We start from the raw sequence: 22,680 nt of genomic DNA, 5'->3' as shown, positions 1-22,680 counted from the left end.
GATGAACATCTTCCGATCGCCGCGCGCGACCCCTTACCTCCTGCTGCTGCCATCGATCATCGTGATCCTGGCGGTCGTGCTGGTACCGCTGATCGTCTCGTTCTGGACGAGCTTTACCGGTTACAACCTCACCAAGCCGGCAACCCTGTTCCAGTTCGTCGGGCTGCGGAACTACCAGCGCCTGCTGGGCAACGAGGAGTTCTGGTGGGCCTTCGGCCGGACGGTCGTTTTCATCACCATCGCGCTCAATCTCGAGCTGGTCCTGGGCCTCGGTCTGGCTCTGCTGGTCAACAAGATCACGTGGGGGCAGCGCACGCTGCGCACCATCATGATGTTCCCGATGATGTTCTCGCCCATTCTGGTCGGCTTCCAGTTCAAGTACATGTTCAACGATGCCGTCGGCCTCGTGAACAATGCGCTGTTCGACCTCGGCATCATCACGGCGCCGATCCCCTGGCTGGTCGATGGCACGCTGGCGCCGCTTACCATCATTCTTGCCGAAATCTGGATGTCGACCTCGGTGTTTGCCATCCTGCTGCTCGCCGGCCTGATGGCGCTGCCCAAGGATCCGATCGAGGCGGCCAAGGTGGATGGCTGCAACCCGATCCAGGTGTTCCGGCACATCACGCTGCCGTTCCTGATGCCCTTTGTCTTCATCGCCATGACCATCCGCTCCCTCGACGTCGCCCGCGCCTATGACATGGTGCGCATCATGACCAATGGCGGGCCGGCCGGGCGTACCGAGATCATCTGGACCCTCATGACACGCACCGGCTACCAGAACAGCCAGATGGGGATGGCCAACGCCATGGGTTACGTCTCGATCCTGCTGTCGATCGTCTTTACCTTCTATTTCTACCGCAAATTGGTGGCGGCCCGCGCCTTCATGGGCGGTGCGCAATGAGCCGGTCGATCGAAAAGTCCTGGCAGCGCTGGCTGATACGGCTGGGCGTCTTCATCGCCATGCTGATCCTGGTGGTGCCGGGCGCCTGGGTGGTGCTCACCGCTTTCCGTCCCAACATCGAAGTTCTGGCACGCCCCGCGGTGTGGATCCCGCAGAACCTGACGCTGCACAATTTCCTCGGCATATTCGGCCAGTTGTCGACGCAGCAGGGGCTGCCTGTCGGCAACTACTTCATCAACTCGCTCGTCATCTCGATCACCTCCACGGTCATCGCCATCGCCATCGGCATGATGGGCGGCTACGCCTTCGCGCGCTTCCGCTTCAAGGGCAAGGCCACCCTGTTCCTGGGCTTCATGCTGAGCCGCACGGTGCCGGGCGTGGCGCTGAGCCTGCCACTCTTCATTCTCTGGGCACGCCTCGGCATCATCGACACCAGCTTTGGCCTCATCATCGTCTATCTCGCCGTCAACATCCCCTTCACCATCTGGCTCACCGATGGCTTCTTCCGGCAGATCCCGGTCGATCTCAGCGAGGCCGCCCAGATTGACGGCTGCACCCGCTGGCAGGCGTTCTGGAAAGTCGAGTTCCCGCTGGCCCGCTCGGGTCTCGCTTCGGCGGCGATCTTTGCCTTCCTGACATCGTGGAACGAATATGCCCTCGCCAGCCAGCTGACCCGCACGACAGCCAGCAAGACCATGCCCGTCGGGCTGATGGATTTCACGGCCCAGTTCACGGTCGACTGGACCGGCATGAGCGCCATGGCGGTGCTGATCATCATCCCGGCTCTCATTCTCACCTTCATCGTGCAGAAGCACCTCATCGCCGGACTGACGTTCGGTGGAGTCAAAGGATAAGCCATGGCTGAAGTTCGCCTGGAAAAGGTCGTCAAACGCTACGGCAAGCTCGAGATCGTGCACGGCATCGATCTTGAGGTCGCGCACAATGAGTTCGTGGTCCTGGTGGGGCCGTCGGGCTGCGGCAAGTCGACGACGCTGCGCATGATCGCCGGCCTCGAGGAAATCACCGACGGCACGATCCGCATCGGCGACCGCGTGGTCAACCAGCTGCCGCCGCGCTCGCGCAACATCTCGATGGTGTTCCAGTCCTACGCCCTCTACCCGCATATGACGGTGCGCGAAAATCTCGGCTTCGGCCTGAAGATCGCGGGACAGGGGGAAGAGGAGATCAGGAAGCGGGTGGGCGATGCCGCCGAGATACTTGGTCTTGAACCCTACATGGATCGCCTGCCGCAGCACCTCAGTGGCGGCCAGCGCCAGCGCGTCGCCATGGGGCGCGCCATTGTCCGCAATCCGGATGTGTTCCTCTTTGACGAGCCGCTCTCCAACCTCGACGCCAAGCTGCGCGGGCAGATGCGGGTCGAAATCAAGAAGCTGCATCAGCGCGTCAAGACCACGGTGATCTACGTTACCCATGACCAGGTCGAGGCCATGACGCTGGCTGACCGGATCGTCATCATGCGCGACGGCCATGTCGAGCAGGTCGGCACGCCCACAGAGGTCTTCGAGAAGCCGGTCAATACTTTCGTCGCTGGCTTCATCGGTTCGCCGCCAATGAACCAGCTCGATGCCGTGATTTCGGGTGGCAAGGCCCGTCTGCAGGACGGTGTCGAGGTGCCGCTGCCTGCCGATGTCCGCGTCAGCGATGGGCAGGAGGTCGTCGTCGGATTTCGGCCGGAGAGCTTTGCCCCCAAGGGTCACTCGCTGCATGGCGCCGACCAGTCGCTGGATATTCAGCGCGCCGTCACCATTGCCGAGCCGCTCGGCACCGAGACAATACTGTTCGCCTCCGTCGGCGGCCTGGAAATCCAGGGCAAGATGCTGAACCCGCGTCCTGTGCAGCCCGGCGAGGTGCTGGATTTCACTCTGGACCTGCAGCGCCTGCATGTCTTTGACAAGGCTTCGGGGATGTCACTGAGATGAGCAGGATCGAACGCGTTGAAGTCTTGATGGTCGATCTCCAGCCCAAGGTGAAGCGGGTCGACGCCATCCAGTCCTTTGTCAGTCAGGAAACGCCGATCGTCCGGATCACCGACACCGATGGCATCACCGGCACCGGCTACAGCTATACCATCGGCACTGGTGGGCACTCGGTCATCGAACTGCTCAAGCGCACGCTCGTGCCGGCCATCATCGGTCGCGAGGCCATGGAGATCGAGCGGATCTGGCGCGACCTGCTGTTTCTGACCCACGCCACCACCACCGGCGCCATCACCTCGATCGCCCTCGCCGCCATCGATACGGCGCTCTGGGACCTCAAGGCGCGCAAGCTGGGCCAGCCATTGCACCTGCTGGCCGGTGGCGCCCAGGAATCGATCCCGCTCTACACCACCGAAGGGGGCTGGCTGCATCTCGAAGAGAAGGCTCTGATCGACGATGCGCTGCGGGCCAAGGCCGACGGATTCGGCGGCTGCAAGCTCAAGATCGGTCGACCGCTGCATGAGGACGTGCGTCGCATCTCGGCCGTGCGCGAGGCGGTGGGACCGGGTTTCGAGATCTTCACCGACGCCAACCAGCGCTTCAATGTCGACGAGGCCATTCGTCGTGCCCGCGCCTATGAACCGCTCGACATCGGCTGGTTCGAGGAACCGCTGACGGCCGAAGATATCTCGGGTCACACGCGCCTGACGCAAAGCACCTCGATCCCCATCGCCATTGGCGAAAGCCTCTACAGTGCCATGCACTTCCGGGAGTATCTGGAGCGCCACGCCTGCTCGATCGTGCAGGTCGACGTCGGCCGCATCGGCGGCATCACGCCCTGGCTCAAGGTCGCGCACATGGCCGAGGGTTTCAACATTGCTGTCTGTCCGCACTTTCTCATGGAGTTGCATATTGCGCTCTGTGCCGCGGTGCCCAATGCGCGCTGGGTCGAGTACATTCCCCAACTCGACGACCTCACCGGCGACAAGATGGCCATCACCGACGGTCGCGCCATTCCGTCCAGCAAGCCCGGTCTGGGTATCGACTGGGACTTTGACGCCATCGCAGCGATGACGGTCGAGGGTTCTCATTCCATCCATCTATAGGACGATTTCATGGCCGATCTGACCGGCAAGATCACGCTCATCACTGCGGCTGCCCAGGGCATCGGCCGCGCCTCGGTGGAGGCTTTCGCGCGGGCCGGGGCCCGGGTCATCGCCACCGACATCAATGCCGAAAAGCTCAGCGAGCTCGATGGCCTGGCCAATGTCACGACCCGCGTGCTCGACGTGCTGTCGGCCGATGAGGTCAACAAGGCCGTGGCCGAGATCGGCCGCATCGACGTGCTCTTCAACTGCGCCGGCGTCGTCCATTCCGGCTCGGTGCTCGAGATGGCCGACAAGGACCTCGACTTCGCCTTCGACCTCAACGTCTGGGCCCAGATCCGCACCATCAAGGCCATCCTGCCGCAGATGCTGGAACGCCGCGACGGCGCCATCATCAACATGTCGACCGTGGCCAGTTCGGTGACCGGCGTGCCCAACCGCGCCGCCTACTCGATCTCCAAGGCGGCGGTCATCGGCCTGACCAAGTCCATGGCCGCCGACTATACCGACAAGGGCATCCGGGTGAACGCCATTGCCCCGGGCACGGTCGACAGCCCCAGCCTGCACGAACGCTGGCACGCCACCGGCGATTTCGAGGCGGCCAGGAAGGCCTTCATCGCCCGCCAGCCGATCGGCCGCATCGGCCAGCCCTCCGAGATCGCCGACCTCGCCGTCTATCTCGCCGGCGCCACCTACACCACCGGCCAGGTCCACATCATCGACGGCGGCTGGACGGCCTGACGATGAAGATCACTGGCCTGACGACGCACGACCTGCGTTTCCCGACGTCGAGTGCGCTCGACGGCTCGGATGCGATGAACCCCGACCCTGACTACTCAGCCGCCTATGTCGTCCTCGCGACCGACGGCGCCCATGAGGGCCACGGCCTGACCTTCACCATCGGGCGCGGCAACGACATTGTCTGCATGGCCATCGAGGCGCTAGCAGCTCTGGTCGTCGGCCTGGAGACCGACTGGATCCTCGAGAACCCGGGTCGGTTCTGGCGCCACATCACCGGCGACAGCCAGTTGCGCTGGATCGGTCCGGACAAGGGCGCCATGCACCTGGCGACCGGCGCCGTCGTCAATGCCGTCTGGGACCTGCTCGCCAAGGAGGCTGGCAAGCCGGTCTGGCAATTCGTCGCCGACATGAGTCCAGAGCAGTTGGTGTCGATCATCGACTTCCGCTACCTGACCGATGCCATCACGCCGGACGAGGCACTGGCCATTTTCCGCATGGCGGAGGCAGGGAAGACCCAACGGGTTGCCATTCTCAAGGCCGAGGGCTACCAGTGCTACACCACATCGGCTGGATGGCTTGGCTACTCCAATGAAAAGCTGACGCGGCTGGCGACCGAAGCGGTCGAGTCCGGATTCAATCACATCAAGATGAAGGTCGGCCGCGATCGCGCCGACGATATCCGGCGGCTCGAGATCGTGCGCTCGATCATGGGCCCGGACCGCTTCTTGATGATCGATGCCAACCAGGTGTGGGAAGTCGAGCAGGCGATCGACTGGGTCAACGAACTCAGGCGCTTCAACCCCTATTTTATCGAGGAGCCGACCAGCCCCGATGACATCATGGGCCACAAGGCCATCCGGGCCGGGATTGCCCCGGTCAAGGTGGCGACCGGCGAGATGTGCCAGAACCGCATCGTGTTCAAGCAGTTCATCAAGGAAGGCGCCATCGACATCGTGCAGATCGATGCCTGCCGCATCGGCGGGCTCAACGAGGTGCTGTCAGTGCTGCTGCTGGCCGCCAAGTACGGGTTGCCGGTCTGGCCGCACGCTGGCGGGGTCGGGCTCTGCGAATATGTGCAGCATCTCTCGATGATCGACTATCTCGTGGTCTCGGGTACCAAGCAGGGCAGGGTGATCGAGTATGTCGACCACCTGCACGAGCACTTCCTCGACCCCTGCGTGATCCGCGACGCGGCCTATATGCCGCCAACCCGTCCGGGCTTTTCCATCGAGATGAAACCGGACTCGATCACGGCGAACACCTTCCGCCCCTAGACGGCAAACGTCCGATGGGTGGAGGCGCGGAAGTGTGCCTCGAGCGCCGCTATGGCGCCCGCCACATCGCGCTTCTCCAGACGCTCAATGACCAGCATGTGCTCATTGACCGTGTCGACGAGCTGGGCACGGAAGGTCGAGCGCTGATGCACCCGGCGCGCCATGCTGATGTTCTCCTGCAGCCGCGCATGCGTCGTCAGGATCGCCCGGTTGTCCAGCGCCTCCACGATATCCCGATGCATCTTGCGGTCGAGCATGATGACCTGCGACTGCGCGTCCTCGAATGGCCCCGTCCCCTCGAGCAGCCGGCGGCACTCGTCATGCCGGTCGCGCATGCTCGTCAGCCATTCGGCGGTCACGGTTTCGCCGAACGAGCGCAGCGCGTGGACTTCGATCATGATGCGGAACTGGTAGTTCTCGCGGATGAATCCGACCTCCGGATAGACGATCCGAATCCCGGTGCGCGGCTTGATCTCGACCAGCCCGAACTCTTCAAGCAGCACCAGCGTCTCACGCAAAGGCGACAGCGAAACGCCCAGCAGGTCGCATAGTTCGTTCTGCGTGACGACCATGCCGGCCTCGAGCTTGCCGCTTTGCAGCGCCTCGCGAAAGCGCCGGTAACCGTCATTGGCATGCTGGTCTTCGAACATATTCATCCATGAATGATCAGGCCGTTTCTCTCCTTCCGGTAGCACATCGCGGTGCCGGATCAAACCGGTTCGTACCCTAAAGTCGTATATCAAACCCGCAGATGATGTCCGTCGAACGGTTGCTGCGATATATCCTTTGGCCTTAATGATGATATCACCGCTTGGGCAAGTCGTCGGTTTGGCGGTTGTGGAGGAGTTGCATGAAGATCACGGGGTTCACCGCATGGCTTGTCGAACACGAGCCGGGGCCGAAATTCATCTGGCGCGACGGCCTGCCCGGCTCGCATGGTGACATCCCGCGCGGATCCAAGCCGCGCAAGGCAGTGATCCGGATGGAAACCGATGCCGGCATCTATGGCGCCATGGAAATCGGCCGCGGCGAGTCCGTGGTTGACCTCGTGCGGCGGCGCTATCACCAGTTCATCGGCGAAAATCCCCTGCTGACCGAGCGCATGTGGCGGATGATCTGGGAAATCGACCGCGTGGAGGAAATCCACATGCGCTCGCTCGGCATGCTCGACGTGCTGTGCTGGGACGTGAAATCGCAGCATGCCAGGATGCCGATCTACCAGATGCTCGGCGGCGACGATCGGGTGGTGCCGGCCTATGCCTCGACGGTCACCTGGCCGACGATGGGCGAGTACGAGCGCTACATCAAGATGAGTCGGGATCTGGGGTTCAAGGCCTTCAAGCTGCACGCCTGGGGCGGGCCGGTGAAGCGCGACATCGAGCTGTGCACCAACCTGCGCAAATGGGTCGGTGACGACGCCGACCTGATGTTCGACGGCTCCGCCGGCTGGGACTATGTCAACGCCCTCGAATTCGGCAAGGCCATCCAGGACCTCGGCTTCCTCTGGTACGAGGAGCCTATGCGCGAGTTCCACCTCGGGGCCTATACCAAGCTCTGCGAGAAGCTCGACATCCCCATCCTCGCAGCCGAAACTTCGGACGGCGTGCATGGCAACATGGCGACCTGGATCGAGAACAAGGCGCTCGACATGGTGCGCGTCTCCGCCTTCTACAAAGGCGGCTTTACCGGCTCGATGAAGGTAGCCCACCTCGGCGAAAGCCACGGCATGCGTGCCCAGGTGCACGGCATGAGCCTCGAGAACGCGCAGATCTGCGCGGCCATCTCGAACAACGACTATTACGAGCAGTTGATCATGAACGAAGAGCAGATCAACGGGCTGTCCAAGCAGGGCAAGCTGGCCATCGTAGACGGCAACCTCACGGTCAGCGACGAGCCCGGCCTTGGCTACGAGTATGACTGGAAAACACTCGACGAAACGTGCCTCAGCAAGGTCGAGGTGACCGAACGCCTGACCCCACCGGCCGATCTGGTGCCGTGGCACTGACACTGCAGTTCGTGACGTGAACGATCATTGGAGGAGGAAACTATGACGAACAGGTTTGACCGGCGTACCCTACTCAAGATGGGTGGCGGCCTTCTGGCAGCCACCGCCCTGACGCCGTTGCCCGCGTTCGCGCAGGCGACCAGCATCAACTATTGGCACACTTTCACCAGCCAGTCCGAAGCGGCGGGCCTCGAAGCGGTGATGGAGCTGTTCAAGGCGGCGCACCCGGATATCGCGGTGACACCCGAGAACATCCCCAACCCCGACTTCATGGCCAAGATCACCGCGGCCGTGGTGGGCGATGCGCGGCCCAACGTGACGATGGTGTCCTCCGAGCGCTTCGAGGACATGCTCGCCATGGGCGCCCTGATCGACATGAGCGACCGGATTGCCAACTGGGAACGCCGGGCCGACTTCGATGACTCCCGCTTCGCCTCGATCAGCAAGGACGGTAAGCTCTACGGCGTCCCCGGTTTCGCGTTCGTCGACTGGGCCTATTACCGCAAGGACTGGTTCGACGAGGCAGGTCTTGCCGCGCCGACCACCTATGACGAGTTCCGCGATGCGGCGATCAAGCTGACCGATCCGGCCAAGGGCCGGTACGGCTTTGGCCTGCGTGGCGGACCGGGCGGCCAGAATTTCGTGGTCAACGTCATCGAGGCCTTCGGCTCGCCGGTGAAGGCCGACGACGGCACCATCGGCCTCGACCGCGACATCGTGGTCAAGGCGCTCGATTGGTATTCGGGCCTTCTGGTCAAGGACGGGGCCGTGCCGCCGAGCGCGGCCAATGACGGTTTCCAGCAGGTGATATCGGGCTTCCAGACCGGGCAGACCGCCATGATCTGGCACCACACCGGCTCGTACCAGGACATCGCGTCCAAACTCGAGCCGGGCGTGCAGTTCGGCACATTTGCGATGCCGGCCGGCCCGGCAAAGCGGGTGGCGCGCCTCGCCTATGCCTATAACTGCATCACCAAGGAAGAGGGTGCGGATGCGGCCTGGGAGTGGATCAAGTTCTGGGGCGAGCCCGACGCGGCCGTCGCCTTCCTTGAAAAGACCGGCTACTTCCCGGCCTCGACCGTCGCCGCTGCCGACGACCGCATCGGCGGCAACCCGATGTACAAGGCGGCCTCGGACACGCTGGGCTTCGGCATTCCGCAGCCGAGCTTCCCGGGCGCGGCAGGTTGGGCACAGAACGTCGTCCTGCCGGCGCTGCAGCAGATCCTGATCGGGCAGGCGACTCCCGAGCAGGCGGCCGACCAGGTCATGGATGGGTTGGCTCAGGCCATCGCCTAAACCCACAGGGTGGCCGGTTCAGGCCGGCCGCCCTTTTTCCCGATAGTCAAAAGCGTTTTCTGGAGCCTTGATGACCCGCGGCCCCGTCATTACCGCCATGCCGCCGCCCCGAAATCTCTGGGATGCGGTCAACCCGTTGCGGTTGCTCGGTGAACTCTCCGAGACGCGGTACTGGATGTACCTGCTGCTGTTGCCCTCGGCACTGCTGATCACGGCGATCGTGCTGTTTCCGACGATTTATGGCTTTCAGTTGTCGTTCACCGAGATGCGGCTCAACCGGCCGGCGGGTAACGGCGCGCTGGTGGGCCTGAAGCACTATGCGCGCATGATGGGCGACCCGATTTTCTGGTTGTCGCTGCGCAATACCGCGGTCTGGGTGACGTTCTCGACCCTGATCGAGTTTGCGGTCGGGCTGATTGCCGCGCTGGCGCTCAACCGAAACCTGCCTGGCAGCAAGATTTTCGCGGTGCTGATCCTGCTCCCGTATTTCCTGCCCAACGTGGTGGCGGGCAACATGTGGGCTCTGATGCTCGACTCGCGTGTCGGGGTCATCAACGACCTGCTGTTGCAGATCGGGCTGCTCACCGAATACAAGGCGTGGTTTGCCGACCCGACGACGGCCATGGCTGCGGCAATCTTCATCGAGGCCTGGCACAGTTTCCCGTTCTTCACCTTGCTGATCATGGCGGGGCTGAAGGGCATTCCGTCCGATCTCTACAAGGCGGCCGATATCGACGGGGCCGGGGCATTCGCGCAACTGCGGCTGATCACCCTGCCGATGCTGCGGACGATCATCGCAGCGGCGGTGATCCTGCGCGTCATCGGGCTCGTCAACTCGCCGGACCTCCTGCTGATCCTGACCCAGGGCGGCCCGGGACGATCGACGCAGGTGCTGAGCCTCTATGCGTTCCAGAACGCCTATTCGGACTTCAATTTTGGCTATGCCGGCGCGCTTTCCACCGTGATGTTCGCGCTGCTGATGCTGTTCGCCTGGGCCTATATCCGGCTCAGCAAAGTCAACCAGGACTAGCGCCATGGCTCAGACCCGCTCCCGTTCAACCTTGATCTGGAACATCCTCAGCTACGCCATCCTGTCGTTTCTGGCGGTGCTCAGCATCGGACCGTTGCTCTGGATGCTGCTGACCTCGTTTAAGGTCGATGACGACATCGTCACCCGCACGATGGTGTATTTTCCCACCCGTTTCACGGTGGAGAACTACGTCAAGCTGTGGAACCAGTCGGGCTATCCCGTGCTGGTGATCAACTCGCTGGTGACGACGACGACGACCGTTGCGATCTGCCTCTTCACCGGCACGATCGCCTCATACGCCTTCTCGCGCTTCCAGTTCCCGGGACGAACGCCGCTGATGCTGGGCTACCTCGTGGTCCGCATGTTCCCGGCGGTGCTGATGATCATCCCGCTGTTCATCGTCATGCGTAACCTCGGGCTGTTCGATACCAGTCTGGGGCTGGCGGTGGCCTATACCAGCTTCCTGCTGCCACTGTTCGTCTGGATGCTGAAGGGCTTTTTCGATGCGGCGCCGAAGGAGCTCGAAAGCGCGGCGCGGATCGACGGTTCGACCCGCATCGGGGCGATGTTCCGCATCGTCATTCCGATTGCTCGGAACGGATTGGTCGCGACCTGCGTGTTCGTCGCCATCGCAGCGTGGAACGAGTACCTCTTCGCGCTGATGCTGACCTCGTCGACCGGGTCGCGGACCTGGCCGGTGGGGCTGCAGCTGATGGTCGGCGAGTTCCAGCTGCCCTGGGGCATGCTGGCGGCCGGCGGCATCATTTCCATCATTCCCGTGATCGTGCTGTTCGCACTCGTGCAGCGCGTCATGGTGGCCGGCATCACCGCCGGCGCAGTCAAGGGGTAGGGGCGTATGGCCACTCTGTCGATCAAGGGCGTGCGCAAGAGTTTCGGCTCGCTCGAAGTGCTCAAGAACATCGATCTCGAGCTCGACGATGGCGGGTTCCTGGTATTGCTGGGCCCGTCTGGCTGCGGAAAATCGACGCTGCTTTCAATCATTGCCGGGCTGGAGCCGAGCTCGGGCGGCGACATCCTGATCGGGGATCGCAACGTCAACGACGTGCATCCCAAGGACCGCAATATCGCCATGGTGTTCCAGAGCTACGCTCTCTACCCGACAATGGCGGTGCGGCGGAATATCGGGTTCGGGCTCGAGATGCGGAAGGTGCCGCAGGCGGAGCGCGAGAATGCGGTGCAGAAGGCGGCGGAACTGCTGCAGATCGAGCACCTGCTCGACCGCAAGCCGGCGCAGCTGTCGGGCGGTCAGCGGCAGCGCGTCGCCATGGGCCGGGCGATCGTGCGCAATCCCGAACTGTTCCTGTTTGACGAGCCGCTCAGCAACCTCGACGCGAAGCTGCGCGTCGAGATGCGCACCGAGATCAAGCGGCTGCACGACCGGCTCGGCACGTCGGTCGTTTATGTCACGCACGACCAGGTGGAGGCGATGACGCTGGGCACCCAGGTCGCGGTAATGCGCGAGGGCGTGATCCAGCAGATTGCCGATCCGCAGACCATCTACGAACGCCCGGCGAACATGTTCGTCGCGGGCTTCATCGGCTCGCCGACCATGAATTTCCTCGCCGGCACTCTGGAAAAGGTCGGTGACTCACTGTCGCTGCGGCATGGCGATGGCGCGTTGCCGCTCGCCGGGATGGAGCAGGACGTGTCGGGCTATGTCGGCCGCCAGGTGGTGGCGGGAATCCGGCCCGAGAGCCTGAGCGCCGGGACGGGCAACGCGACGCTCAGCGGCACCGTGGACGTCGTGGAGCCGACAGGTCCGGACACCATGGTGCTGATCAATGTCGGCGGCCAGGTGATCAGCGCCCGATTGGGATCGCGCGACCGCCCCAAGCTCGGCGCGCCGCTGAGCGTGGTCGTCGATACCACGGCGGTGAATCTGTTCGACCCGGAAACGGGCAACCGCATCCAGGGGAACCAAGTATGAAAGACCTGCGCATCAAGCGTCTCACCGTGCGTGAGTACAAGTGGGAACGGCAAGATCTGGGCGTCGACTATAACGGCTTCAACCACGTCTATCTCAAGGGCGCCAAGGCACCCCAGACGGACTATGTCTTCACCATCGAGACCGAAGCCGGCATCACCGGCGAATATGTCGGGGGCGTGGGTGTGTCCTATGCCCAGGTCGGGATGGCGGCGCAGTACCTGCTCGGCAAGAACGCGCTGGAGCGCGAGAAGATCTGGAACGATCTCAAGCGCGCGCTGCGCAAGCACGACAAGTTCGGCATGGGGCCGATCGACATGGCGCTCTGGGACATTGCCGGCAAGGCTTATGGCGTGCCGGTCTACGAGCTTCTCGGCGGCTATCGCAAGAAACTGCCGGCCTATGCGTCGACCTTCCATGGCGACGAGAACGGTGGCCTCGACAGCCCCGAGGCGTTCGGCGACTTCGCGCTGCAGTGCCGCGAGATGGGTTACCCCGGCTACAAGATCCACGGCTGGGGCAATGGCCCCATCCAGCGTGAAGTTGCCGCCGTGCTGGCGACCCGCAAGGCTGTCGGCGACAGCATGGACCTGATGATCGATCCGGGCTGCGAGTACCAGAACTGGGGCGACGCTCTCAAGGTTGGCCGGGCCTGCGACGAGGCGAACTACTTCTGGTACGAGGACCCCTACAAGGACGGTGGCCTGTCCGCCTACGCGCACAAGAAGCTCAAGAGCTTCATCAAGACGCCGATCCTGCTCGGCGAGCATGTGCGCGGCATCGAATTGCGGGTCGACCAGTTGATCGCCGAGGGGACAGACTATGTCCGCGCCGACGTCGACTATGACGGTGGCATCACCGGAGTGATGAAGCTGGCACACGTCGCCGAGGGGTTCGGCGTCGATTGCGAGATCCATGCCCCCGGCCATGCGCCACGCCACTGCATGGCGGCGATCCGCAACACCAACTACTACGAACTCGGCCTCGTACACCCCAAGGTCCCGGGCTGGAAATCGCAGAACCGCATCCACGCCGACGACTATTCCGACGACCTCGACGCCGTCGATGCCGATGGCTGCGTCCCGGTTCCGGAAGGCCCGGGACTGGGGGCCGCCATCAACTGGGACTGGCTGAAGACAGTCGAGACAGGCAAGGTCGTCTACGAGTAGCGCAGCAGGCGCACTATGGGGCGTCGGCTACGACGCCGGCAGCGATGCGAACCTGCCGGCGGCAGGTGGCGGCGTCCCGATCGTCATGCGTCAAAAAACAGGTAGCTGGTCCGCTCGACTTAGCTGATCTGCGAGATCAGGTCGAGCACCTCGGGCTTGAGCAGGGTTTTCAGGCCGCTTCCGCGGCTCTGGAACGATTGGAGTTCGTCGACATCCTCACGCCTGACCGGCCTCGGGCACGGCGCATGTCTGATTGACCTGGAAGGCCGGCGTCGAGCCGCGCGACGCAGTCGCCAGTCAGCCTCACGCCTGGCAGGAAAGTGGTACGCCCGGATGGATTCGAACCATCGACCATCCGATTAAAAGTCGGATGCTCTACCACTGAGCTACGGGCGCCTGCGCGACCTTTGGGGTCGGCGCGGAACATAGCCATCGGACCCCTAGTGTCAACCGGGATTCGCCCGCCCGCAAGGGCTCCCGGCAGAATGGTTCAGTTGAGCAGCGGCAGGGGCTCGCCGGAGAACGTCTGCGGCACGCATGGAATGCCGACGCGATCCATGCGCGTACAGAGCTGTTCGGCCTGAGCCCGGTCGGTTACCGGACCGGCCACGATCTGTTTTCTGTCGTCGCCGTCGACATCCTGGAGCAGCGGCGCGAGACCCAGCAGCAAGGTGCCGACCTTGGCGGCAAGGCTCTGCCATTGCGCCTCGGCCTCGTCCTCGGCCACCGGAAAACCCAGCGCCAGTCCGTAGGTCGCCGTTTCGACAGTCGCCAGAGACTGGGGCAATTCGACCTCGCCGGCCGGTCCGTCGACCAGCAGCGGTTTTTGCACCACGCTCACCGATCCGCCATCGGCGTCAAAGCTGATCGACCTGTCGACGCCGATCGATGCCGTGGGCATCATGTCGATTGCCGCGCCGCTGCGCTGATTTTCGACGGCGCCGGGAAGGATGACCTCGAGCGTGCCGATCCGCTGGACGGCGTCACGTGTTGCCGCCTCGGCGCGGTCAAAGCGCTGCAGCAGCAGGTTGTTCTCGTTGCGCATGCGGCGGGATTCGTCGCTCAGCGTTGCCAGTTGCGTGCGCAACTGCGCCACCGTCGCCCCTTCGAGCCGCGAGGCGTGCAGGCTGGCAAAGACGCCGCTCGGCACGAGGGCGGAGGCGTTGGCGAGCAGCACTGCCGCTCCCCAGCAGCACAGTGCGACAATGCCCCAGAGGGTGACGTCGGACGGACGAAAGTGATCTGCGGCCTTGGCCAATGTGAAACCTGTCGAATCAAGCCTATCTGTGCAGTTTACCAGTGCGCGCGTCAGTTATGGGTTTCCCAACAACTTGCTGCCATAAAATCATTGGAAATCTGCCGGGAAGAGGGCCCCCATGACTGATTTGCTGTCGATTGTTCTGGCCGCGGGTGAAGGCACCCGCATGCATTCGTCGACACCCAAGGTTCTGCATCCGGTCGGCGGCCTGCCAATGGTGTCCCATGTCGTGCGTGCCGCGCTGTCGGCCGGCTCGGACCGGCTGGCTTGCGTCATCGGACCGGATCATGGCGCCGTGCGCTCGACCTTGCTGGCTCTGGCCGGCGATGCGCTGGTCATCGAACAGACCGACAGGCTGGGCACCGGCCATGCCGTGCGGCAGGCGCGATCGGCGTTCGAGACGGCCCAGGGCAATGTCGTGGTGCTCTATGGCGATACGCCCTTCGTTTCGGCAGCCACCATTGCCGATGTCACGGCGCGCCTCGATGGCGGCGCCGAGATCGTCGTTGTCGGCTTCGAGCCGGCCGACCCGACCGGTTACGGCCGGTTGCTGACCGACGGGCAACGCCTCACGGCCATTCGCGAACACCGCGACGCCAGCGAGGCCGAGCGGCTGGTCGGGCTCTGCAATTCCGGCATCATGGGGTTCCGGGCAGCGACGCTACGCGAGGTCATCGACCGCATCGGCAACGCCAATGCCAAGGGCGAATACTACCTGACCGATGCCGTGGAACTCGCCAATGCCGACGCCCGCCTGGTTGAGTTCACCATCGTGCCCGAACGCGAAGTGATGGGACTGGACGACCGCAGCAAGCTCGCCAAGGCGGAGGCCCTGTTCCAGGAGACGCAGCGCGAGGCCTTCATGAAGGCCGGCGTGACGCTCAAGGACCCGGCCTCGGTCTATTTCAGTTGGGACACCCAGATCGGCCCAGACGTGACCATCTATCCCAACGTCGTCTTCGGACCCGGCGTGAAGATTGCTTCCGGCGTAGAGATCCGCGCCTTCTGCGACATCGAGGACGTGACCATCGGTTCGGGCGCCTCGATCGGCCCGTTTGCGCGCATTCGCGGCGGCGCCGAGCTGGGGGCCAACGTGCACCTGGGCAATTTCGTCGAGGTCAAGAAGTCGGTGCTGGGCGCCGGCGTCAAGGCCGGCCACCTGAGCTATCTGGGTGACGCCGAGATCGGCGCCGCGACCAATATCGGCGCCGGCACCATCACCTGCAACTATGACGGGGTGAACAAGGACAGGACGATCATCGGCGAGAAGGCCTTCATCGGCTCGAACTCGTCGCTGGTGGCGCCGGTCAGCATCGGCGCCGGGGCCTATGTCGCCTCCGGCTCGGTGATCGGCAAGGACGTGCCGGCCGACGCCCTGGCCATCGGCCGCGCCCGGCAGGAAAACAAGCCCGGCTACGCGCCCAAGCTGCGCGCCCGGGCCGAAGCGATCAAGGCGGCGAAGGCCAAGAAATAGCAGCCAACAGGGTAGGGGACCGGCATGTGCGGCATTGTTGGGATTATCGGGGTCGCGCCGGTTGCGCCGCGACTGGTGGACGCCCTGCGGCGTCTCGAGTACCGCGGCTATGACAGTGCGGGTGTCGCGACGCTCGAGGGCGACCGCATCGACCGCCGGCGGGCCGAAGGCAAGCTCGGCAATCTGGCGCAAAAACTCGACTTCGAACCGCTGGGCGGCAATATCGGCATCGGCCACACCCGCTGGGCCACGCATGGCGCGCCGACGGAAGGCAATGCCCATCCGCACGCCACCGAGCGTGTGGCTGTCGTCCACAACGGCATCATCGAGAATTTTCGCGAGCTGCTGGAGGACCTTGCCACAGACGGCTATTCGCCGAAAACCCAGACCGATACGGAATCGGTGGCACTCTGGGTGACGCGTGAACTCGACCGTGGCCTCGATCCCGAAATGGCCGTCGCCACGACGCTCAAGAAGCTGCGCGGCGCCTTCGCCCTGGCCTTCATGTTCAAGGGGCACGACAAGCTGCTGATCGCCGCCCGCCGCGGGGCGCCGCTGGCCGTGGGCTACGGCACGACGGAAATGTATCTCGGCTCGGACGCCATGGCGCTGGCACCCTTCACCTCGCGGCTGAGCTATCTGCTCGATGGCGACTGGGCAGTGATCACCCCCGGCGGCGTCACCATCCGCGACGGCTCGGACGTCATCGTGCGGCGCGAGACCATGGTGTCGCAGGCCTCGGCGCTGATGGTCGACAAGGGCAACCACCGCCATTTCATGGCCAAGGAAATCTACGAGCAGCCCGAAACCATCTCGCACACCCTGAGCCACTATGTGGACATGGGCGCCGAGACGGTGGCCCTGCGCGAAACGCTGCCGTTCGACTTCAAGGCACTGACGCGACTGACGATTTCGGCCTGCGGCACCGCCTCGTTTGCCGGCATGGTGGCCAAATACTGGTTCGAGCGCTATGCGCGGCTGCCGGTCGATGTCGATGTCGCCTCGGAGTTCCGCTACCGCGAACCGCCGCTGGAGCAGAACGGCCTGTCGCTGTTCATCTCGCAGTCCGGCGAGACGGCCGACACGCTGGCGGCGCTGCGCTATTGTGCAGGACAGGGCCAGCACATCGCCTCGCTGCTCAATGTGCCGGAATCGACCATTGCCCGGGAAAGCCACGTCGTCTTCCCGACGCTTTGCGGTCCCGAAATCGGCGTCGCCTCGACCAAGGCCTTCACCGCGCAATTGACGGCCCTCGCCAGCCTGGCGCTGGCAGCGGCGGTGGCGCGAGGCACACTGAGCCGCACGCAGGAGAAGGACCTGGTCGATGCGCTGGTGGCGCTGCCCAGCGCCGTCTCGGCCGCGCTGGGCACCGAGGAGCAGATCCAGGACATCGCGAAGCGGCTCTCCAAGGCCAAGGACGTGCTCTATCTGGGCCGCGGCGCCATGTTCCCGATTGCCATGGAAGGGGCGCTGAAACTCAAGGAAATCAGCTACATCCATGCCGAGGGCTATGCGGCCGGCGAACTCAAGCACGGGCCGATTGCGCTGGTGGACGAACTGATGCCGGTGATCGTCGTGGCGCCGTCGGACGAACTGATGGAAAAAACCCTCTCGAACATGCAGGAGGTGGCGGCGCGCGGCGGCAAGATCATCCTGATCACCGACGAGGACGGGGCCAGGGCGGCCGGCCACGGCATCGACGACATCATCGTGCTGCCCAAGGTGTCGAGCTTTGTGGCGCCGATCCTCGCCACCATTCCGGTGCAGCTGCTGGCCTACCACACGGCGGTGTTCATGGGCACGGACGTCGACCAGCCGCGCAATCTGGCGAAGTCGGTGACCGTTGAATAGGCGTTTTGTCGAGGGCGAGCCCGAGCTCAACGTGCTGGGCGAACCGCTGCAGCCGTGCTCGACCGACCCGATGACCGGCTTCTACCGCAATGGCGGCTGCCTGACCGGGCCGGATGATGTCGGCCGGCATCTGGTGTGCGCCGAGATGACCGACGCCTTCCTTGCCTTTTCCAAATCGAGCGGCAACGACCTGACGACGCCGATGCCGCAATATGCCTTTCCGGGGCTGCATCACGGCGACCGCTGGTGCCTGGTGGCGACGCGCTGGCAGGAGGCACTGGAGGCCGGCATGGCCCCCAGGGTCGTGCTGCTCTCGACGCACCAGTCGGCGCTCAACTACGTCAGGCTGGAAGACCTCAAGCGCTACGCGCTCGACCTCAGCTAGCCGGCGCGCAGCAGCGGAATGGCGAGGTCCTTGCGGAAGAGATAGAGCAGGGTGCGCAGCGCCTCGCCCTCCGAACCGGTAAGCCCGGGGTTACGGGTCAGCGCCGCCTGGGCGTCGGCATGGGCATATTCCAGCAGGTGGCGGTGCACATCCGGCACCGCGAGGCGATAGCCAGGCATGCCGGACTGCCGGGTGCCGAGCAGATCGCCCTGGCCGCGCAGCTCGAGATCCTTTTCGGCGATGACGAAACCGTCCTCGGTGGACTTGATGGTTTCGAGCCGCGCCTTGGCGGTTTCACTCAGCGGCTCCTTGTAGAGCAGCAGGCAGGCCGAGCGCTGGCTGCCGCGACCGACCCGGCCGCGCAGCTGGTGCAGCTGCGCCAGCCCGAACCGTTCGGCATGCTCGATGATCATGATGTTGGCATTGGGCACGTCGACGCCGACCTCGATCACCGTCGTGGCGACGAGGATGCGACGCTCGCCGGCGGCGAATGCCGCCATTTCGCCTTGTTTCTGAACGGAAGATAACCGTCCATGAACAAGCCCTACTTTGTCGCCAAACTCTTGTTTTAGCTCATTAAACCGGTCTTCGGCACTGACAATGTCGAGGTTTTCGCTCTCTTCGACAAGTGGGCAGACCCAGAACACCTGGGCCCCTTCGGCGACGCGAGTGTGCAGCCGCTCGATGACCCGGGGATAATCCTTGATCGAGAGCACGGCGGTGTCGATGGGCTGCCGGCCGCGCGGCTTCTCGCGCAGGATCGAGACCGCCATGTCGCCGAAATGGGTGAGCACCAGGGTGCGCGGGATCGGCGTTGCCGTCATCACCAGCAGGTCGGTATGCGCGCCCTTTTCCGACAGCGCCAGCCGCTGGTGCACGCCAAAGCGGTGCTGTTCGTCGACGACGGTGAGGCCCAGATCGCGGAAGTCGACGCCGGACTGGAACAGCGCATGCGTGCCGACGACAATGCTGGTGTCGCCCGAGGCGATGCCGGCCAGCGCGGCGCGGCGCTCGGCCGCCGACATCTTGCCGGTGAGCAGCACGATGCCCAGCCCGGCCGCGTCGCAGATCGGCTTCAGGGTCTTGAAGTGCTGCGCCGCCAGCAGTTCGGTGGGCGCCATCAGCGAGGACTGGGCGCCGGACTCGGCGATGGCCGCCATCGCCATCAGCGCCACCACGGTCTTGCCGGCGCCGACATCGCCCTGGATCAGCCGCGACATGCGCTCGGGCGAGGCGAGGTCCGTGCGGATGTCCTCGACTGCGCCCTGCTGCCCGTCGGTCAGCGTATAGGGCAGGGCGGCCAGCACTCGCGCGGTGATCTCGCCGGTGAACTGCCGCGACACGCCGCGGGCGGCCACCAGCTGCGAGCGGACGATCATCAGCGCCAGCTGGCCGGCCAGATATTCGTCATAGGCGAGCCGCATGCGGGCCGGGCCCCAGAGCTCGCCCTGTTCCGGGCTGACCGGCGTGTGCACGGCGCGCATCGCCGTACCAAAATCAGGCCAATTGAACCGCTCCAGATGTTCGGCCGGCACCCATTCGGGCAGCGAGGGAAGCGTATCGAGAACGTTACGGGTGAGCTTGGTCAGCGCCCGGGCCGAAAGGCCATTGGTCAGCGGATAGACCGGCTCGACCAGCGGCAGGCTGTCGAACTTTTCCACCTCGACCACATAGTCGGGATGAGTGATCTGCTTGTCGCCGTTAAAAAAGCCGATGGTGCCGGACACATAGCGCGTTTCACCGACCGGCAGGGCCCGCTCCACCCAGCCGCCCTGGGCGCGGAAATAGACCAGCTGGATGTCGCCGGTCTCGTCATGGGCGAACACCCGGTGCGGGATATGCGGCTTGCCCCGGGGCGGCGGCTGGTGTCGGTCGATATGCAGCTTCAGGGTGGCGATATGGCCGACATAGGTGTTGGCCACGCCATCCATGCGGCGCCGGTCGACCATGCCCGAGGGCATGTGCATCAGGAGATCGAGCGCAATCGCCTCCTGCCCCTCGGGCGCCCCGAAAAACCGCGTCAGCAAGGCCGCCAGCTTGTCGCCGACCCCCTTGATGGAGTGCAGCGAGCGGAACAGCGGATCGAGTGACTGCGGACGGGACATGGCCCTTTATAGGCTATGCCCGCCGTGGCGAAACAGGGCGTGAATGACGATCAGGCGGTTTCGTCGAGCAGCGCCGAAATGCGTTTGATGATGCTGCCCCAGCCGCCGCTCATGGCGGTGAACCCGGCATCGTTCTGCGGCGAGACAAAGCCGTCATGCACCAGCCGGAGCCGCGTGCCACCCTCGGCGGGCGTCAGCGTAAGGCTGAGCACCGAGTCGAGTACCGAGCCATGGCTGGCATTGCTGGCCGCGCCGCCCACCCAGGTGTAGACCAGCTTTTGGGCGGATCGCACTCCAGCACCTCGCAATGAACGATGCCGTTCCAGTCGCCCATCGGCCGCGCCTGGAAGGTGAACTTGTGGCCGACGACCGGCAAGAAGTCGTTCTTCATCAGCCAGCGGTCGAGATAGCGCCGGCTGGTCAGCGCCTCCCAGACCTTTTCGGGGCTGTGCGGCAGGAAATCCTCGACGACGATGGCGCGGGTTTCCGGTTTTTGGGCAAGCTGGGTCATTTCGGATCGATCTCCTGAAGCAGGGTTTTGAGGCCGTCGAGGCGGTCACGCCAGAACATGGCATAGTGGTCGAGCCAGTCGACAAGCGGCGCGAGGCCGGCGGGCTCAGAGCGGTAGAACGCATTGCGCCCGGCGCGGCGCTCGACCACAAGTCCGGCCAGCCGCAGCGCCTTGAGATGCTGTGAGACGGCCGGCTGAGAAATCGCGCCGTCGCGCGTGAGATCGACCACTGTCGTCTCGCCGCGATTGACGATGGCTTCGTAGAGCCCGCGCCGCGTCGGATCCCCCAGCGTGCGCATCACGACATCGATGGGGACGGAACCAGGCGGAGGAGTGGGCAAGTGCGTGCTGGACATCGGCATTTCCATAAGACGTGGCTTATGGGTTAATGCATAAGCGGAGGCTTATTGGATGTCAACGGGGGGATGCGAGAGGAGGAGGGGAGAACTCAGGCGTGTCGACGCCGGAGCCACTCGGGCGCGGGCGAGTCGCGCTTCTGAAAAGACGACACGTTTGCCTTGCGCTCCGAAGCGCAGGCAGTAATGTCCCTCAGCACACGGGGAACACAGACGTGACGCTACAGGATGAAGTAAAAGCGGCCCGCAAGAAGGTGGTCACTGATGGATATGAAATGTCCATTGGTGAGGTCATCAACCTCTATAAGGACGGCGAGCTAAAGATCGACCCGGTCTTTCAGCGCCTTTTCAGGTGGGAAGACGAACGAAAAACCCGATTCATTGAGTCCTTGCTGCTTGGCATCCCTATTCCCCCGATTTTCGTTTTTCAGGGCGAAACGGGCGTGTGGGAGCTCATCGATGGCCTGCAGCGCCTGAGTACGATCCTCCAGTTAACTGGAGATCTGGTGGACACAGATGGGAATTCTGTGGCGCCTTTGGTGCTCAACGGCACGAAGTTTCTTCCAAGTCTCAATGGCAAGCGATGGACACCATCTGGGCCCGAAGTCGAGGATGGTATCGGGCAACCTCTCCAGATCGAGATCAAACGGGCGAGGATACGTGTCGAGATCCTTAAATTCGAAAGCGATGCCACTGCAAAGTACGAGCTTTTCCAGCGTCTGAACACTGGCGGTGTCGCGCTTACCGAGCAAGAGGTCCGTAACAGCATTGCGGTATCCATCAACCCTCAATTCTATGATTGGCTGCAAGCGCGCTCACAATCAAAAGATTTCAAGAACACGACGCAGCAGACTGACAAGGCGATGGAGTCGCAGCTCGATGTCGAACTGGTCCTTCGCTTCCTCGCCTTCCGGTTAGTGCCATACGTCCACGGGCTCGACGTGCATGAGTACCTCGACGACGCACTCTTTCAGTTGGCGACGAACGCGGCCATGAATTTAAACGATGAGACTGTCGTGTTCGACAAGACATTTGGTTTCTTGAACGACGCACTGGGGGACAAGGCATTCAGAAGGTGGAATGGCCAGGACTTTACTGGAAAATTCTTGCTATCGGTTTATGAGGTGATGGCCACCGGCGTGTCGAAAAATATCGCCGATCTTGAGGCGCTAGGTGCAGACGGCCGGAAGACGTTCATCCAGACCAAGGCCAAAGAGCTCTGGCAGGAGAACACTTTCACCGCCAACTCTGGCGCAGGTGTGCGTGGCACTACACGTCTCGCCAAATTGTTGCCTATGGCCGGTGATTGGCTCAAGCCGTAGGGACGCGAGCT

The 22,680-nt window shown here is 63.6% G+C and carries 21 protein-coding genes, 1 tRNA gene and 1 pseudogene; 17 read left to right on the top strand and 6 right to left on the bottom strand.

Features of this window, described 5'->3' with window-relative positions:
- Position 1 precedes the first annotated feature (1 nt).
- From AC0L4C_RS14790 to AC0L4C_RS14765, 6 genes are read left to right on the top strand one after another with little or no spacing between them, the layout of a single operon-like run.
- Positions 2 to 904, top strand: a complete 903-nt coding sequence (locus tag AC0L4C_RS14790; protein WP_473400432.1) for a carbohydrate ABC transporter permease — start codon at positions 2 to 4, stop codon at positions 902 to 904.
- Positions 901 to 1,758 (top strand): carbohydrate ABC transporter permease, encoded by an 858-nt coding sequence (locus tag AC0L4C_RS14785; protein ID WP_473400431.1) that lies wholly within the window; start codon positions 901 to 903, stop codon positions 1,756 to 1,758. The genes AC0L4C_RS14790 and AC0L4C_RS14785 overlap by 4 nt, the downstream gene beginning before the upstream one ends.
- A gap of 3 nt (positions 1,759 to 1,761) precedes the next feature.
- Positions 1,762 to 2,844 carry an ABC transporter ATP-binding protein gene (locus AC0L4C_RS14780; protein ID WP_473400430.1) on the top strand — a complete coding sequence of 361 codons (1,083 nt, stop codon included), beginning with the start codon at positions 1,762 to 1,764 and terminating at the stop codon, positions 2,842 to 2,844.
- A complete protein-coding gene (locus tag AC0L4C_RS14775; RefSeq protein ID WP_473400429.1) occupies positions 2,841 to 3,947 on the top strand; it encodes a mandelate racemase/muconate lactonizing enzyme family protein in 1,107 nt (368 codons plus the stop codon). The genes AC0L4C_RS14780 and AC0L4C_RS14775 overlap by 4 nt, the downstream gene beginning before the upstream one ends.
- A gap of 9 nt (positions 3,948 to 3,956) precedes the next feature.
- The gene (locus AC0L4C_RS14770) at positions 3,957 to 4,688 is read left to right on the top strand and encodes an SDR family oxidoreductase (protein ID WP_473400428.1); all 732 of its coding nucleotides are present in this window, start codon (positions 3,957 to 3,959) and stop codon (positions 4,686 to 4,688) included.
- 2 nt (positions 4,689 to 4,690) lie between these two features.
- Entirely contained in the window at positions 4,691 to 5,962 is a 1,272-nt protein-coding gene (locus tag AC0L4C_RS14765) for an L-fuconate dehydratase (protein ID WP_473400427.1), read from the top strand.
- Here AC0L4C_RS14765 and AC0L4C_RS14760 read toward each other — a convergent pair.
- The gene (locus AC0L4C_RS14760) at positions 5,959 to 6,618 is read right to left on the bottom strand and encodes a GntR family transcriptional regulator (protein WP_473400425.1); all 660 of its coding nucleotides are present in this window, start codon (positions 6,616 to 6,618) and stop codon (positions 5,959 to 5,961) included. The two genes, AC0L4C_RS14765 and AC0L4C_RS14760, sit on opposite strands and share 4 nt — an antisense overlap.
- 194 nt (positions 6,619 to 6,812) lie before the next feature.
- Between AC0L4C_RS14760 and AC0L4C_RS14755 the strand changes: the two genes are divergently transcribed.
- From AC0L4C_RS14755 to AC0L4C_RS14730, 6 genes are all read left to right on the top strand, one after another.
- Positions 6,813 to 7,967, top strand: a complete 1,155-nt coding sequence (locus AC0L4C_RS14755; RefSeq protein ID WP_473400424.1) for an enolase C-terminal domain-like protein — start codon at positions 6,813 to 6,815, stop codon at positions 7,965 to 7,967.
- Between the two features lie 42 nt (positions 7,968 to 8,009).
- Positions 8,010 to 9,263 (top strand): extracellular solute-binding protein, encoded by a 1,254-nt coding sequence (locus AC0L4C_RS14750; protein ID WP_473400422.1) that lies wholly within the window; start codon positions 8,010 to 8,012, stop codon positions 9,261 to 9,263.
- 70 nt (positions 9,264 to 9,333) lie between these two features.
- A complete protein-coding gene (locus tag AC0L4C_RS14745) occupies positions 9,334 to 10,293 on the top strand; it encodes a carbohydrate ABC transporter permease (RefSeq protein ID WP_473400421.1) in 960 nt (319 codons plus the stop codon).
- 4 nt (positions 10,294 to 10,297) lie between these two features.
- Positions 10,298 to 11,143 (top strand): carbohydrate ABC transporter permease, encoded by an 846-nt coding sequence (locus AC0L4C_RS14740; RefSeq protein ID WP_473400420.1) that lies wholly within the window; start codon positions 10,298 to 10,300, stop codon positions 11,141 to 11,143.
- A gap of 6 nt (positions 11,144 to 11,149) precedes the next feature.
- Positions 11,150 to 12,241 carry an ABC transporter ATP-binding protein gene (locus AC0L4C_RS14735; RefSeq protein WP_473400419.1) on the top strand — a complete coding sequence of 364 codons (1,092 nt, stop codon included), beginning with the start codon at positions 11,150 to 11,152 and terminating at the stop codon, positions 12,239 to 12,241.
- Positions 12,238 to 13,407, top strand: coding sequence for an enolase C-terminal domain-like protein (locus AC0L4C_RS14730; protein WP_473400418.1), 1,170 nt, complete (start codon positions 12,238 to 12,240; stop codon positions 13,405 to 13,407). The genes AC0L4C_RS14735 and AC0L4C_RS14730 overlap by 4 nt, the downstream gene beginning before the upstream one ends.
- Positions 13,408 to 13,728: 321 nt before the next feature.
- Here AC0L4C_RS14730 and AC0L4C_RS14725 read toward each other — a convergent pair.
- Together AC0L4C_RS14725 and AC0L4C_RS14720 are read right to left on the bottom strand one after the other, a co-directional pair.
- Positions 13,729 to 13,803: transfer RNA gene (locus tag AC0L4C_RS14725), tRNA-Lys, on the bottom strand.
- A 94-nt stretch (positions 13,804 to 13,897) separates the two neighbouring features.
- On the bottom strand, positions 13,898 to 14,665 hold the full coding sequence (locus tag AC0L4C_RS14720) for a hypothetical protein (RefSeq protein ID WP_473400417.1): 768 nt from the start codon (positions 14,663 to 14,665) through the stop codon (positions 13,898 to 13,900).
- A gap of 118 nt (positions 14,666 to 14,783) precedes the next feature.
- Here AC0L4C_RS14720 and glmU point away from each other — a divergent pair, with 118 nt between their 5' ends.
- From glmU to AC0L4C_RS14705, 3 genes are read left to right on the top strand one after another with little or no spacing between them, the layout of a single operon-like run.
- Positions 14,784 to 16,139: a bifunctional UDP-N-acetylglucosamine diphosphorylase/glucosamine-1-phosphate N-acetyltransferase GlmU gene (glmU, locus tag AC0L4C_RS14715; protein ID WP_473400416.1), complete on the top strand. Its 1,356-nt coding sequence runs from the start codon at positions 14,784 to 14,786 to the stop codon at positions 16,137 to 16,139.
- A gap of 24 nt (positions 16,140 to 16,163) precedes the next feature.
- Complete coding sequence (glmS, locus tag AC0L4C_RS14710) at positions 16,164 to 17,990, top strand: glutamine--fructose-6-phosphate transaminase (isomerizing) (RefSeq protein ID WP_473400415.1); 1,827 nt, start codon at positions 16,164 to 16,166, stop codon at positions 17,988 to 17,990.
- Positions 17,983 to 18,375 (top strand): DUF2237 family protein, encoded by a 393-nt coding sequence (locus AC0L4C_RS14705; RefSeq protein ID WP_473400414.1) that lies wholly within the window; start codon positions 17,983 to 17,985, stop codon positions 18,373 to 18,375. Before glmS ends, AC0L4C_RS14705 begins: the two co-directional genes overlap by 8 nt.
- Here AC0L4C_RS14705 and recG read toward each other — a convergent pair.
- Positions 18,372 to 20,480: an ATP-dependent DNA helicase RecG gene (gene recG, locus AC0L4C_RS14700; protein ID WP_473400413.1), complete on the bottom strand. Its 2,109-nt coding sequence runs from the start codon at positions 20,478 to 20,480 to the stop codon at positions 18,372 to 18,374. The two genes, AC0L4C_RS14705 and recG, sit on opposite strands and share 4 nt — an antisense overlap.
- A 50-nt stretch (positions 20,481 to 20,530) precedes the next feature.
- Positions 20,531 to 20,871 (bottom strand): annotated as a pseudogene (locus tag AC0L4C_RS14695) (SRPBCC family protein).
- On the opposite strand from AC0L4C_RS14695, the gene AC0L4C_RS14690 reads away from it, so the two are divergent.
- A complete protein-coding gene (locus AC0L4C_RS14690) occupies positions 20,788 to 21,009 on the top strand; it encodes a hypothetical protein (RefSeq protein ID WP_473403586.1) in 222 nt (73 codons plus the stop codon). The pseudogene AC0L4C_RS14695 and the gene AC0L4C_RS14690 sit on opposite strands and share 84 nt — an antisense overlap.
- Here the strand turns inward: AC0L4C_RS14690 and AC0L4C_RS14685 are convergent.
- Positions 20,988 to 21,347, bottom strand: a complete 360-nt coding sequence (locus AC0L4C_RS14685; protein ID WP_473400412.1) for an ArsR/SmtB family transcription factor — start codon at positions 21,345 to 21,347, stop codon at positions 20,988 to 20,990. The two genes, AC0L4C_RS14690 and AC0L4C_RS14685, sit on opposite strands and share 22 nt — an antisense overlap.
- Positions 21,348 to 21,562: 215 nt before the next feature.
- Between AC0L4C_RS14685 and AC0L4C_RS14680 the strand changes: the two genes are divergently transcribed.
- A complete protein-coding gene (locus AC0L4C_RS14680; RefSeq protein ID WP_473400411.1) occupies positions 21,563 to 22,669 on the top strand; it encodes a DUF262 domain-containing protein in 1,107 nt (368 codons plus the stop codon).
- Positions 22,670 to 22,680 lie beyond the last annotated feature (11 nt).

It is taken from the genome of Devosia sp. J20-27 (assembly GCF_055808595.1).
Note: the sequence above shows the minus strand (reverse complement) of the source record. Positions and strands in the feature narration are given on the sequence as shown.